This is a genomic window from Streptomyces sp. NPDC050418 (genome assembly GCF_044458745.1).
In the GTDB taxonomy this organism is placed as follows: Bacteria; Actinomycetota; Actinomycetes; order Streptomycetales; family Streptomycetaceae; genus Streptomyces.
In genome coordinates, this window is the sequence record NZ_JBITIG010000001.1 from 459,898 (window position 1) to 473,092 (window position 13,195).

13 protein-coding genes are annotated in these 13,195 nt (G+C 72.3%); 2 read left to right on the forward strand and 11 right to left on the reverse strand.

Going from position 1 to position 13,195, the window contains the following annotated elements; genetic code table 11:
• Window position 1: 1 nt before the first annotated feature.
• From ACIBI4_RS02140 to ACIBI4_RS02180, 9 genes are all read right to left on the reverse strand, one after another.
• The gene (locus ACIBI4_RS02140) at window positions 2-667 is read right to left on the reverse strand and encodes an ABC transporter ATP-binding protein (RefSeq protein WP_399201597.1); all 666 of its coding nucleotides are present in this window, start codon (window positions 665-667) and stop codon (window positions 2-4) included.
• Window positions 660-1,631 (reverse strand): ABC transporter ATP-binding protein, encoded by a 972-nt coding sequence (locus ACIBI4_RS02145; protein ID WP_399201598.1) that lies wholly within the window; start codon window positions 1,629-1,631, stop codon window positions 660-662. The genes ACIBI4_RS02140 and ACIBI4_RS02145 overlap by 8 nt, the downstream gene beginning before the upstream one ends.
• Entirely contained in the window at window positions 1,628-2,494 is an 867-nt protein-coding gene (locus ACIBI4_RS02150) for an ABC transporter permease (protein WP_399201600.1), read from the reverse strand. Before ACIBI4_RS02150 ends, ACIBI4_RS02145 begins: the two co-directional genes overlap by 4 nt.
• Entirely contained in the window at window positions 2,487-3,452 is a 966-nt protein-coding gene (locus ACIBI4_RS02155) for an ABC transporter permease (RefSeq protein WP_399201601.1), read from the reverse strand. The genes ACIBI4_RS02150 and ACIBI4_RS02155 overlap by 8 nt, the downstream gene beginning before the upstream one ends.
• 41 nt (window positions 3,453-3,493) lie before the next feature.
• Window positions 3,494-5,086 carry an ABC transporter substrate-binding protein gene (locus tag ACIBI4_RS02160; protein ID WP_399201602.1) on the reverse strand — a complete coding sequence of 531 codons (1,593 nt, stop codon included), beginning with the start codon at window positions 5,084-5,086 and terminating at the stop codon, window positions 3,494-3,496.
• 193 nt (window positions 5,087-5,279) lie between these two features.
• Complete coding sequence (locus ACIBI4_RS02165; protein WP_399201603.1) at window positions 5,280-6,380, reverse strand: acyl-CoA dehydrogenase family protein; 1,101 nt, start codon at window positions 6,378-6,380, stop codon at window positions 5,280-5,282.
• Window positions 6,377-7,561 carry an acyl-CoA dehydrogenase family protein gene (locus tag ACIBI4_RS02170; RefSeq protein ID WP_399201604.1) on the reverse strand — a complete coding sequence of 395 codons (1,185 nt, stop codon included), beginning with the start codon at window positions 7,559-7,561 and terminating at the stop codon, window positions 6,377-6,379. The genes ACIBI4_RS02165 and ACIBI4_RS02170 overlap by 4 nt, the downstream gene beginning before the upstream one ends.
• Entirely contained in the window at window positions 7,558-8,526 is a 969-nt protein-coding gene (locus ACIBI4_RS02175; RefSeq protein WP_399201605.1) for an NADPH:quinone oxidoreductase family protein, read from the reverse strand. Before ACIBI4_RS02175 ends, ACIBI4_RS02170 begins: the two co-directional genes overlap by 4 nt.
• 102 nt (window positions 8,527-8,628) lie before the next feature.
• Entirely contained in the window at window positions 8,629-9,219 is a 591-nt protein-coding gene (locus ACIBI4_RS02180) for a helix-turn-helix domain-containing protein (RefSeq protein ID WP_399202003.1), read from the reverse strand.
• A 174-nt stretch (window positions 9,220-9,393) separates the two neighbouring features.
• On the opposite strand from ACIBI4_RS02180, the gene ACIBI4_RS02185 reads away from it, so the two are divergent.
• Both ACIBI4_RS02185 and ACIBI4_RS02190 read left to right on the forward strand, forming a co-directional pair.
• A complete protein-coding gene (locus ACIBI4_RS02185; protein ID WP_399201606.1) occupies window positions 9,394-10,344 on the forward strand; it encodes an NAD(P)/FAD-dependent oxidoreductase in 951 nt (316 codons plus the stop codon).
• 244 nt (window positions 10,345-10,588) lie between these two features.
• Complete coding sequence (locus tag ACIBI4_RS02190) at window positions 10,589-11,476, forward strand: SDR family oxidoreductase (protein WP_399201607.1); 888 nt, start codon at window positions 10,589-10,591, stop codon at window positions 11,474-11,476.
• A 16-nt stretch (window positions 11,477-11,492) separates the two neighbouring features.
• Here ACIBI4_RS02190 and ACIBI4_RS02195 read toward each other — a convergent pair whose 3' ends face one another.
• Together ACIBI4_RS02195 and ACIBI4_RS02200 are read right to left on the reverse strand one after the other, a co-directional pair.
• Complete coding sequence (locus ACIBI4_RS02195; RefSeq protein WP_399201608.1) at window positions 11,493-12,326, reverse strand: enoyl-CoA hydratase/isomerase family protein; 834 nt, start codon at window positions 12,324-12,326, stop codon at window positions 11,493-11,495.
• A gap of 98 nt (window positions 12,327-12,424) precedes the next feature.
• Window positions 12,425-13,162 carry a PIG-L deacetylase family protein gene (locus tag ACIBI4_RS02200; RefSeq protein WP_399201609.1) on the reverse strand — a complete coding sequence of 246 codons (738 nt, stop codon included), beginning with the start codon at window positions 13,160-13,162 and terminating at the stop codon, window positions 12,425-12,427.
• Window positions 13,163-13,195 lie beyond the last annotated feature (33 nt).

Genomic DNA, 13,195 nt, shown 5'->3' on the forward strand with positions numbered 1-13,195 from the left:
CCTACGCGGACTCGGCGGCCGGCTCCGGCCAGTGCACCACCCGGTCGCACCACCGCGAGAGCAGCACCTTGTCGTGGCCGACGGCGAGCAGGCCCGCGCCGCTGTCGGCGCGGTAGTCCTCGACGGCACGGACCAGCGCGGCGGTCGTCGAGGCGTCGAGCATGGCCGTCATCTCGTCGCAGACCAGCCAGCGCGGCCGCAGGATCAACGCCCTTGCCACACAGGCGCGTTGCAGCTGACCGTCGCTGACCTCGTGCGGCCGCCGCCCCAGGAGGTCCTCGCCGAGCCCGACCCGCTCGGCCGACTCCCGTACGGCGTCCGGCACTTCGGCGCTGCGGCCGACCGCCCGCAGCGGTTCGCCGATCAGGGCGGCGAGGGTGAGGCGGGGGTCGGCCGACAGGCGCGGCTGCTGGAAGACGACACCGAGCGCGGTGCGCTGTGCCTGCGGGGCGCGGTGCCGCCACCCCGTGGCAGCGGTGCCGTCGATCACGACGCGTCCCGCGTCCGGCCGGTGCAGCAGGGCGGCGACCTTCGCGAGCGTGGACTTGCCGCAGCCGCTGGGCCCGAGCAGGCCGACGGACTCGCCGTTTTGCACGGTGAGCGAGATGCCGCGGACGACGGGCCTGCGCGGCTCGTATCCGGCGGTGATGGTGTCGAGCTCAAGCATGTCCGGCCTCCAGGGCCACGTGATGGCAGGCGACCGCACCCTCGAACGGCGGCTGCACGCGGCACTCCTCGCTCGCCCGCGCACAGCGCGCCGCGAACGCACAGCCGTCGGGGAGCGCGCCCAGTTCGGGCGGCATCCCCCCGATGGGCTCGAAGGCCCGCTCGGGGAGCGCGTCAAGGAGGCCGCGGGAGTACGGGTGGCGTGGTCCGCGCGCGCCGAAGAAGGTGGTGGCTTCGACGATCTCGACGATCCGGCCCGCGTACATGACCGCGATCCGGTCGGCGATCCGCTCGGCGGCCGCCAGATCGTGCGTGATCATCAGCAGGGCACGGGAGTCGCCGGTGTGCCGGGCGAGTTCGTCGACGGTGTGCTCGACGAGGTCGCGGTCGAGTCCGGTGGTCGGTTCGTCGGCGAGCAGCAGCGGGGCGTCGCCGATCAGGGCGAGCGCGGTCGCGGCGCGCTGGGCCAGACCGCCGGAGAGTTCGTGCGGGTAGCGGTCGAGGTGGTCCACGGGGAACGACACGCGGGCGGCCGCTTCCTCGGCGGCCTCCCGGAGCCCGGAGCGCGGGGTGCGCCGCAACTCCCGCAAGGTCTCGTGGAGTTGGGCGCGGATCGTCCGCACAGGCGTGAGATGCGCCGCGGGCGACTGCGGTACGAGACCGACCTGGCGCCCGCGGACGGTGCGCGCGAGGGTGCGTTCGGAGGCGGCGAGCAGATCGATGGAACCGTTCAGGACCGCCTCCCCCGCCGTCTCCGCGTTCTCGGGCAGCAGCCCGAGCAGCGCGGAGGCGAGCACGGACTTGCCGCACCCCGACTCCCCCACGAGGGCGAGGCGTTCACCGGCGTGCAGCGTGAAGCGGGCGTCGGTGACGGCCCGGACGAAGCGGCCTTCGCGCATGCGGAACCGTACGGACAGTCCGCGGACGTCGAGTACGGGCGGGGCGGTCGGATCGGGCGGGGTCACAGCATCAGCTCCGATCGCCGGCGCGGATTCAGCCGTTCCCGCCAGGCGCCCGCGAGACCGGCGACGGCGAGGGTCGGCACGATGATGAACAGGCCGGGGAACAGCGTCGGCCACCAGTCCCCCGCGAGCAGCGACCCGCGCGCCGACTGCACGAGGGTGCCGAGGCTGGCCTGGTGCGTGGGCAGTCCGAGGCCGAGGAAGGACAGTGCGGACTCGTGCCAGATGGCGTGCGGCACCATCAGGACGGCGGCGAGGCCGGCCTGCGGCAGCACCCCGGGCAGCAGATGCCGTACGGTCACGCGCCACCGGGACGAGCCGCCGGAGATCGCCGCGTCGATGTACGGGCGCGAGCGCAGCGACAGGACCTCGGCGCGCACGATCCGGGCGGTCGACAGCCAGTGCGTCAGCGCCACGGACACCACCACGGGCCACACGCCCGGCCGGAACATGGCCACGATGAAGATGCCGAGCAGCAGATGCGGCACGGACGAGAACAGGTCGACGAGCCGCATGACGTAGCGGTCCACGCGGCCGCCCGCGGCCGCCGCGGCGGCGCCGACGGCGGTCCCGATCACGGTCGCCACGACCGCGGCGACCACGCCGACGAGCAGCGAGACGCGCAGTCCGTAGACGCAGCGCAGCAGCAGGTCGCGCCCCACGTCGTCGGTGCCGAACGGGTGCTCCGGGGAGGGGGGTTGCAGCTTGGAGGCGAGGTCCACTGCCTGCTCGTCGAGTTGGACGAGCGGCGGGACGAGCAGCACCGCGAGCACCACGGCGAGGGTGATCACCGCGGAGGTGCGCACCCGCCAGGTGCGGGTCGAGCGGCGCCGTGCGCCGCGGGCCCGCCAGAGGACCTCAGCCATCGAAACCCACCCTGGGATCGGCGAGCCCGTACAGCAGGTCCGCGACGAGATTGCCGAGCAGCACCGCGGCCGTGGCGAGCGCGGTGAGCGCCGCGAGGAGCGCGAAGTCCACGGAGGTGGCCGCCTCGACGGTCGCGGCTGCGATACCCGGCCAGGAGAAGACGGTCTCCACCAGTAGCGCACCGGTGATCAGCTCGGGCACCCGCGACCCGATGAGCGTCAGGACGGGCAGCAGCCCGGACCGCAGGGCGTGCCCGAGCAGCACCGTGCGCTCGGACAGGCCCCGTGCCCGCGCTCCGCGTACGGGATCCTCCTCCAGGGCGTCCCCGACGCCCTGCCGTACGTAGAGCACGAACCACGGCAGCTGCGAGAGCGCCAGGACGCAGGCGGGCAGCACCAGATGGCTCGCCACCTGCCCTGCGGTGACCACGGTCGCGCCGGTGTCGGTGAGCCCGCCGGCCGGCAGCACACCGAGCTTGAGCGCGAAGAGCCAGACGGCGAGCAGGCCGAGCCAGAACGGCGGGGCCGCTTCGAGTCCGTACGCGAGTGAGGTGACGGCGCGGTCGAGCAGGCCGCCGGTCCGGCGCGCGGCGAGCACGCCGAGCGTGGTGCCGAGTGCGATGGCGAGCAGGAACGCTGTCGCGGCGAGCAGCACGGACCAGCCGAGCCGCTCCCCGATGACCTCGCCGACGGGCTGCCGCATGACGAGGGAGTCGCCGAAGTCGCCGCGTACGGCGGCGGTGAGCCAGTCCCACCAGCGCACGACGAGTGGCCGGTCGACGCCGAGGTTGGCGCGCAGCTGGTCGAGGGTCTGCTCGGAGGCGGTGAGCCCGCCGGTTCCCGCGTACGCCTTCACCGGGTCGAAGGGCGAGGCGGCGGCGATCGCGAAGACGCCGAAGGTGACGGCGAACAGGACGGGCACGGCGGCCAGGAGCCGCCGTCCCGCCATGCGCGCCATCGCTCCCCAAGGTGTGCGGGAGCTCGGGGAGATCCGCGAGGTCACTTCTTCGGCTGCCAGTCCTCGACGTTCCACCAGGGGCCGGTCGCGAAGCCGTGGTCGTGCGGCTCGACCTGCGTGGTGAGCTCACCGAAGCCGTCGTTCACGACGTACACGTGGTCGATGTGCGTGAGGAAGGTGTAGCCCGGGTCCTTCACGAGCTCGCGCTGCACGGTGTCGTACGCGGCCTTGCGCCCGGCCTTGTCGTCGGTCTTGCGGCCCGCTTCGAGCGCCTTGTCGATGGCGGGGTTCTCGTAGTAGGCCATGTTGTTGAAGTCCTGGCCGCCGACGAAGCGGGAGTGCAGCATCGCGTACTGGTCGAAGTCCGGGTCGGCGGGTGCGCCGCCGCCGGCGAGCACGGCGTCGCGGTCCATCCGCGGCTGGATGACCTCCCAGGTCCCGGCCTGCACCTTGATCTCGATGCCGGCCTTCTTGGCGTCCGAGGCGTAGGCGAGGGCGTGGTCCTGGCGGAGCTTGTCACCGGAGACGTACCAGAGCGGGAAGGAGGCGCGGACGCCGTCCTTCGCGCGGATCCCGTCGGAGCCCTTCTTCCAGCCTGCCTCGTCGAGGATCTTCTCGGCCCGTTCGAGGTCGTGGGTGCGCTCGGTGCCCTTGGTGAACCATTCGCTGTCGGTCGGCACGGGCCCGTAGGCCTCCTTGCCGGCGCCGTCGAGGATGGAGTCGACCATGGCCTTGCGGTCGACGGCCACGTCGAGGGCGCGGCGCACGTCACGGTCGCCCGTGACCTTGTTGCCGCCGGGCAGCGTGACCACGCGGTAGTCGAAGCTGGTGGCCTCGTAGGTCTTGCGGGCCTTGTCCCCGGCGAAGGTCTTCGCGAGGTTCGGCGGCAGGATCGCGCCGTCGAGGTCGCCGCTGCGCAGCCGGGTGGCGCGCACGTCGTCGTCCTTGATGATCGCCATGGTGAAGTTCTTGACCTTCGGTGCGCCGCCCCAGTAGTCGGGGTTGGCCTTGAAGGTGAGCTTCTCGCCCTTGGACCACTGCACGAGCTCGTACGGTCCGGTGCCGACGGGCTTGGTGGTGAGGTCACCGGTGTTGACGTCCTGCTTCGCGCCGAGGTGCTCGGGCGCGATGGCGTGCACGGTCCGCTCGGCGAACGGCGCGTACGGGTACTTGAGGTGGAAGACGACCTCGTCGTCCCCCTTCGCCTCCACGCTCTTGAGGGCGTCGAGCTCGGTCTTGTACGCGTTGTTGGTCTTCTTGTCGAGGATCGTCTCGTACGTGTAGACGACGTCCTTGGCCGAGAAGGGCTTGCCGTCGCTGAACTTCACGCCGTCGCGCAGCTCGAAGGTGTAGGTCAGACCGTCGGCGCTCTTCTTCGGCAGCGCGGACGCGAGCGCGGGCTGCAGCTTCATGTCGGCGTCGTGCGTGAGCAGCCCGTCGAAGACCTTGGAGTTGCCGTCCTTGCCGTAGCCGAGGAGCGGGCTGAGGCTGTCGGGCTCGTAGGCGATGCCGACGACGACCGAGTCACCGCCGCCCGCGCTGTCCGAGCCGCCGTCGCCGGGTGCGGAACAGGCCGCCGCCCCGACCGCCAGCGCAGCCAGCGCACCGGCTCCCCGTATCGCCGCGCCTCGCATGCCCGTACCCCTATTCAAGATCGACTGTTATTGCGAACGAGTCGCAATTATGCCGCAGGTAATGGGTGCGCAAAGCCCGGGGGTCGTACGGGGTGCGTGTGTCCGGCCACACCCGCGCCTCGGGACACGGAGAAGCGCCCTCCCCCTGCCTCCGCAGGTGAAGGGCGCTCACTCGTCCTGGACGGCCGCCGCCTTATGGCGCCTGCAGATCCACCAGGGTGGCCACGGTCTCGTGGTGCGCGCCGGCCGTGCCGAGCGCGATCGCGTCCGCCTTGGCCCGCTTGAGGTACAGGTGCACCGGGTGCTCCCAGGTCATCCCGATGCCGCCGTGCAGCTGCAGCGCCTCCTCGGCGGCGCGTACCGCGACCGGCGAGCAGTACGCCTGCGCGAGCGCACCGGCGAGCTCCGCCTCCTCCGAGCCGGTGGCCAGGGCGTCCGCGGCGTTGCGGGCCGCGGCCCGCGCGTGCACGGTCGTCAGCCACAGCTCGGCAAGCCGGTGCTTGAGCGACTGGAAGGAGCCGACCGGCCGGTTGAACTGGGTGCGGGTCTTCAGATACGCGACCGTCTCGGTCAAGCACCAGTCCGCGACGCCGAGTTGCTCGGAGGCGAGAAGCCCTGCACCGGCCCCGAGCCCCCGCCGCACGGCCGCGGCGGCGTCCGCCGTGAGCAGCCGTCCGGGCGCGGATTCCAGGGTGACCTCTGCCAGCGGACGGGTCAGGTCGAAGGGGATCTGCGCCGTGACGCGCACGCCGTCGGCCGCCGTGTCGACCGCGTGAAGACCGCTCGAGGTCGGCACGAGCAGCACATCGGCGACCGCCGCGTCCGCCACGGCCCCGACCCGGCCGGTCAGCCGCCCGTCCGCCTCCTGGACCAGTCCGTACGAGGCGGTGGGCGCCGTCGACAGCGGCAGCGCGAGCACGCCGATGGAGCCGCCGGACGCGAGCGCCCCGACCAGCTCATCGGCCTCGGGAGTGCCACAGCCCAGGAGCGTCTCCGTGGCGATGACCGCGCTCGTGAGATACGGCACGGGGGCGACGAAACGCCCCAACTCCTCCAGGACGACAGCCGCTTCGCGAGCGCTCGCGCCCTGGCCGCCGAGCGGCTCGGGGACCAGGAGGCCCGCGAGTCCCATGTCGCCGGCGAGGGTCTTCCACAGGTCGAGGTCGTGCGGCTGACCGGACTCGGCGCGGGCCAGGACCTGCGCGGCCTCGCAGCGGTCGGACAGCAACGAGCGCACCGCGGACCGGAGTTCGTCCTCGGTCTCCGAGTAGAGGAGGTCACTCTGCATCGTCATCGGGACAGGTCCTTCCACGCGATGTCCTTGTCGGTGCGCGGCTCGGCGGGCAGGCCCAGCACACGCTCGGCGACGATGTTGAGCAGCACCTCGCTGGTGCCGCCCTCGATGCTGTTGCCCTTGGCGCGCAGATAGCGGTAGCCGGCCTCGCGGCCCAGGAAGTCCACGGTCTCGGGGCGGCGCATCGTCCACTCGTCGTACAGCAGGCCCTCCTCACCGAGGAGTTCGACCTCCAGGCCGCTGATCTCCTGGGCGAGACGCGCGAAGGAGAGCTTCATGCCCGAGCCCTCGGGACCGGGGTGCCCTGCCACGAGCTGCTGGCGCAGCCGCTCACCGGTGAGCCGGGCGACCTCGGCCTCCACCCACAGACCGACGAGCCGGTGGTGCAGATCGCGGGTGCGCAACTCGGGGCGCTCGCGCCAGGCGGCGGAGACCGGGCCGATCATGCCGCCCTCGCGCGGCATCCGCATCCCGCCGATCGCGACGCGCTCGTTCATCAGCGTGGTCTGCGCGACCTTCCAGCCGTCGCCGACCGCGCCGAGGCGGTGGGCGTCGGGGATCCGGACCTCGGTGAGGAACACCTCGTTGAACTCGGCCTCGCCGGTGATCTGCCGCAGCGGCCTGACCTCGACACCGGGGTCGGTCATGTCGCACAGGAAGTACGTGATGCCGCGGTGCTTGGGCAGATCCGGGTCGGTGCGGGCGATGAGGATCGCGAAGCGCGCGTTGTGCGCGCCCGACGTCCAGACCTTCTGCCCGGTGACCACCCAGTCCCCGCCGTCGCGTACGGCACGGGTGCCGAGCGCGGCCAGATCGGATCCCGCGCCGGGCTCACTGAACAGCTGGCACCAGATCTCCTCGCCGAGCCACAGGGGCCGCAGGAAGCGCTGCTTCTGCTCCTCGGTGCCGAAGGCGAGGATCGTCGGGGCGGCCATGCCGAGCCCGATGCCGTTCAGCGAAGGGCCGACGGCGGGCGGCGCGTCGGCGGCCGCCAGTTCCGCGTCGACGACGGCCTGCAGGGCGCGCGGCGCACCGAGGCCGCCGAGGCCCTCGGGGTAGTGCACCCAGGCCAGACCGGCGTCGAAGCGCGCCTCGAGGAAGTCCTCGGGCGCGGTGGTCGCCGGCGGATGCGCGGCGAGGAACTCCTTTGTGCGCGCGACGAGTCCGGCTGCGTCCGTCATGCCTGCACCCCTTCCGGTACGACGGCCACCCGGCCGGTGGTGACCCCGTCGGCGACCCGCTGCACGGCGTCCGCCGCACCGGAGAGCGGCACCCGCTCGCTGATCAGCGGCTTGATCGAGCCCTTGGCTGCCAGCTCCGTCAGCTGCTCGTGGCAACGGACCACGGCGGCCGGGTCCTTGGCGTTGTAGAGACCCCAGTGGAGGCCCACGATCGAGTAGTTCTTGATGAGCGCGTGGTTCAGACCGGGCGTCGGTACGACACCGGAGGCGAAGCCGACGATTACGATCCGGCCCTCGAACGCGACGACCTTCGTGGACTGCGCGAACGCGTCGCCGCCCACGGGGTCGTAGATCACGTCGGCGCCGCGGCCGCCCGTGGCCTCCTTGACCGAGGCGATGACATCGGCGCTGCGCCGGTCGATCACCACGTCGCAGCCGAGCTCCTCGGCGACCCGCACCTTCGCGGCCCCGCCGACGACACCGATCACGCGGGCCCCGGCGGCCTTGCCGAGCTGCACGGCGGCGCTGCCCACGCCACCGGCGGCGGCGTGCACGAGCAGGGTCTCGCCGGCCTGGAGCTGCGCGCGGCGGTGCAGGCCGAACCAGCCGGTCTGATAGCCGATGTGCAGCGCGGCGGCCTCGGCGTCGTCGAGCGCCTCGGGCGCGGGCAGCACGGCCGCCTCGTCCACGAGCGCGTACTCGGCGAAGCCGCCGTACGGCAGTGCGGGGTTGGCGATGATCCGGCGGCCGTCCTCGGTCTCGCCGCAGATCTCGACGCCCGGCGTGAACGGCAGGGGCGGCCGGATCTGGTACTGGCCGCGGCAGAGCAGCGCGTCGGGGAAGTTGATGTTGGCGGCCCGCACCTTGACGAGCAGCTGCCCGTCGCCGGGCGTGGGCGTGGCCACCTCGTCGAGACGCATCACCTCGCCCGGCTCACCGTTCTCGTGCACTCGCCATGCCTGCATGCGGGGCCTCCACAGAGGGGGTGGACTGACTCTCCCGCGCATACTAAGCGGTCGCTTGCCTCCTGGGAACGGCCTGGCCGCGACTTTCCCTCCCCGGCGCGCTCAGCCCTCTCCCCCGCCGGCCGCCCGCTTCGGCTTGGCCCGCACATGCATCCGCTCCCCCTGCGGCCCGAACAGGCTGAGCATTTCCACCGGCCCGTCCACCGCGTCGAACCAGTGCGGCACGCGGGTGTCGAACTCGGCCGCCTCACCCGGCCCGAGCACCACGTCGTGATGGGCGAGCTTCAGCCGCAGCTTCCCGGAGATGATGTACAGCCACTCGTACCCCTCATGCGTGCGCTGCTCGGACAGCTCGTGCTTGGGGTCCGGCGCCGTGATGATGACCTTGTACGCCTGCAGGCCGCCGGGCTGGCCGCCGAGCGGTACGTGGGTGCGGTTGTGCACCACGATCGGCTTGGACCGCACCCGCGGGTCCCCGACCTCGGGCGCGCCGACGAGCTCGTCGAGGGGCACCTGATGGGCACGGGCGATCGGAAGCAGCAGTTCGAGGCTGGGCTTGCGGCCGCCGGACTCCAGCCGCGACAGCGTGCTCACGGAGATCCCGGTGGCCTCCGAGAGGCCGGCCAGCGTGGTGCCCCGCTCCTTGCGGATGCTCCGCAGCCGGGCACCGACCTCCGCAAGGACCGCGTCCATCTCCTCGGCTCCGTCGCGCTCGGCCCGTTCTCGCTCGGCGCCTTTGTGCTCGGCCCCTTCGTGCCCGGCCCCCTTGCGCTCGGCCATGACCACCTCCCCATCTTTTGCGATTACAGCAACCTTGTTTGCCCATTCTGCCGTACGCGCCGCATGCTCGCAGCGGAGGTGGTCGAGATGACCCGAAGCACCGAGGCCCGGCGGCAGTCCTACGACGTGGTGATCGTGGGAGGCGCGACGGCGGGCCTGAGCACCGCACTCGGACTCGGACGCAGCCGGCGCAGCGTCCTGGTGATCGACGCGGGCGAACCCCGCAACGCGCCCGCCGCACACATGCACGGCTATCTGTCCCGCGACGGCATGCCGCCCGCCGAGTTCCTGGCGCTCGCGCGTCAGGAGGTCGAGGCGTACGGAGTGGAGATCATCGCCGGACAGGTGACGGAGGTGACCCCCGACGGCGCGGGCGAGGTGGACGTGACGCTCGCCGGCGGCGGCGCGGTCCACGGCCGCCGCGTGGTGATCGCGACCGGCCTCGTCGATGAACTGCCCGCGATCGAGGGCCTCGCGGACCGCTGGGGACGCGATGTCCTGCACTGCCCGTACTGCCACGGCTACGAGGTCGCGGACCGGGCCTTCGGAGTGATCGCCGCGCAGGAAATGGGCGCGCACCAGGCCCTGCTCGTCACCCAGTGGTCGAAGGACGTGACGCTCTTCCTCCACCAGGTCGAGGAGCTCCCCGACGAGCAGTGGCGCCAACTCGCCGCGGCGGGCGTCGAGGTGGTCACCGGCGAGGTGGCCGAGGTCGTCGTGGAGAACGACCGCCTGACGGGTGTGCGCCTGGCGGACGGCCACTTCTTCCCCCGCGACGTCCTCTTCACGGCCACCCGCCCGACCGCCCGCACCGCAATGCTCCCGCCCCTCACCGGCGACGCCTTGAAGCAGACCCCGTTCGGCCCGTTCCCCGCGGTGGACGAGGTGGGCCGCAGCGCGCTCCCGGGGGTCTGGATCGTGGGCAACGCGATGGGCCCGGCGGAGATGGTGGTGAACGCGGCGAGCGCGGGGTACCGGGCGGCGACGCAGATCAACGCGGAGCTGGTCTTCGAGGACCTGGCCGAACCGAGCGCCTGACAGCCTGTTTCCGAACCCCCGTCGTTCGTCCGAAGGACGGCGCAGCGGCGTTCGGTGCGTGCGCCCGTCGTGCGGCGGTCCAGGTCCTGAATGGGGTCACCCCTGCTCGAACGAAGTTGAGAGCTTGGGGGCGCGTGCCGGACGACGGGGCGCAGGCGGGGGTTCGGAAACAGGATCTGAGACGGCCGAGCCGCACCCTCGCCCAGCCCTGGACCATTCCACGCCGCTGGTGTACCGATTCGCCATGACACCCGACCCCACCCCCGGCCTTCCCACCCCGCCCCCCACCGGCACGAGCGCCCTCCCCCCGGACACGTACGCCGGTACCACGGTGCTCGTGACCGGGGGCGGGACCGGTCTCGGGAAAGCCGTCGCCGCCGAATTCGCCAGGCTGGGAGCCGACTTGGTGGTGGCCAGCCGCAAGGAAGAGCATCTCAAGGCCGCCGAGGAGGAGCTGTCCGGGCTGGGCGGCCGCGTCCTCGCCGTCCCCTGCGACATCCGCGACCCCGACCGCATCACCGGGCTCTTCGACCGCGCCGAGGCCGCCTTCGGCCTGCCCCACGTCCTCGTCAACAACGCCGCCGCCAACTTCCCCGTTCCCGCCGAGGACATGTCCCCGAACGCCTGGCGCACGGTCGTCGACATCACCCTCAACGGCACGTACTACATGGCGCGCGAGTTCGCCCGCCGCCACCTCGCCGCCCGTACCCCGGGCTCGATCGTCAACGTCGGCGCCTCGTACGCCTGGACCGGCGGCCCGGGCTACGCGCACAGCGCCGCCGCGAAGGCAGGCGTGAAGAACCTGGTCGAGACGCTCGCGGTGGAGTGGGGGCCGTACGGGATCCAGGTGAACGGCCTCGTACCGGGCCTGATGCCGCACGAGGACATGACCGCCGACATCCGCGCGAACCTCGACCGGGTCCGCGCGGCGGACGTACGCCAGCCCGCGCTCCGCGTGGGGCAGCCCCGCGAGCTCGGCTGGGCGGCGACCTTCCTCGCCTCCCCGTACGCGCGCTTCATCAGCGGTCACACCCTCGTCGTGGACGGCGCGAACTGGCAGCGGCGCGATCTGGTGACACCCGAAGTGGTGCCGATCCGGGAGCAGTTGGGCCGCGGCCCGTTCACGCCCTGAGCACCCTGAGCGGCTGCTACTTCCCCTCGAACTCCGCCGCCCGCCGCGCCGCCTTCGCCGAGTACCCCTCGCGCGAGTCCTCGGAGGTCAGCGTGACGGCTGCCGCGAACGCGGTGCGTTCGAGGGCGTCCGCGAGCCCGGCGTCCGCGAAGAGGTCGATGTCACGCTTGATGCCCTGCACGGCGAGCGGGGCGTTGGCCGCGATCTCCGCGGCGACGGCACGCGCCGCCTTCTCCAGCTCATCGGCCGGGGTGACCATCTGGAGGAGCCGCAGCCGCTCCGCCGTGGCCGCGTCGATCCGCCGTCCGGTCAGCGCGAGGAACTTCGCCCAGCCCGCGCCCGCGTCCCGCGCGATCCGCAGATCGCCGCCCGCGTCGACCGCGACCCCGATCTGCGCCTCGGGCAGCGCGAACACCGCGTCGTCGGCGGCGACCCGGATGTCGGCCATCAGCGCCAGTTCGAAGCCGAAGCCGAGGCAGTAGCCCTGGACGGCGGCGACGACCGGCTGCGGCAGCCCGGCGAACACCCGCATCCGCTCGTGCACCCAGCGGATGCCCTCGTAGTAGTTACGGGTGCGTTCGGCGCCGGAGCGTCCGGTGATCGCCCCACCAGGCGCGGTGATGTCGATGCCCGCGCAGAACGCCCGGCCCTCGGCGCGCAGCAGCACGGCCCGGATGGAGTCGTCGAAGCGGATCCGGTCGGCGAACAGGCCGAGCTGGCGGGTGGACTCCCAGCTCCAGGCGTTGAGTTTCTCCGGCCGGCAGAGCGTGAGGACGCCGACGCCGTCCTCGACGTCGAGGCGCATCCGCTCCTCGCCCTCGGCGATCTCCGTGCCCGTCGTGTCGATCATCCGCGCCCCCTACCGTTTCTGACGTCGCGTCAGGGTAGGGGGCGCGGCCCGTGGTCTGAAGACCCCCGCACGCGGGGTTCACCACGGGGAGGGGAACCTCAGCGCTCGTACACCTGGAACCCGACCGCCGGCTTGCCGCCGAAGCGGTCGCCGACGAAGCCGGTCGACATCGTGACGATCGAGCGGGCGTAGGACTCCGGGTCCTCGTCGGTCAACGCCTCGATGTAAGCACGGTGTTCGAGCAGCGAGCGGACCGCGCGCTCGAAGCCGGGTTCCGCGTCGACCGCGTGGGTGGGGGTGTTGGAGCCGGCGATGGCGATCCACTTCACGCCGTTCCAGGGATCGAGGCCCTGGTCGATGAGTTCGGGGAAGATCCAGCGGTTGCCCGCGTCGCCGACGGCGTCCAATGCCGCCTGGCCGACGGCCCGGTGGTCGGGGGTGTTGAGGAAGCGGCCGCCGAAGGACTCGTGGTGGTTGAGGGTGATGACGAGCTCGGGCCGGTGGCGGCGGATCGCCGCGGCGATGTCACGGCGCAGATCGACGCCGTACTCGATGACTCCGTCCTTGTGGTCGAGGAAGTCGACGGTCTCGACGCCCACGACCGCGGCGCTGGCCCGCTGCTCCTGCTCGCGCAGCGGCGCGCACTTGCCGGGCTCCAGGGTGTCGATCCCGGCCTCGCCTCGGGTCGCGAGGAGATAGACGACCTCGCGGCCGCCGTCCGTCCAGGACGCGATGGCTCCCGCGCAGCCGTACTCCAAGTCGTCCGGGTGGGCGACGACGGCCAGGGCGCGCTGCCAGTCCTCGGGCATGGGGGTGAGCTGAGTGTTGTCGGCCATGACGGCAATCTAACTCCCGTCTCCGGCGGAGGC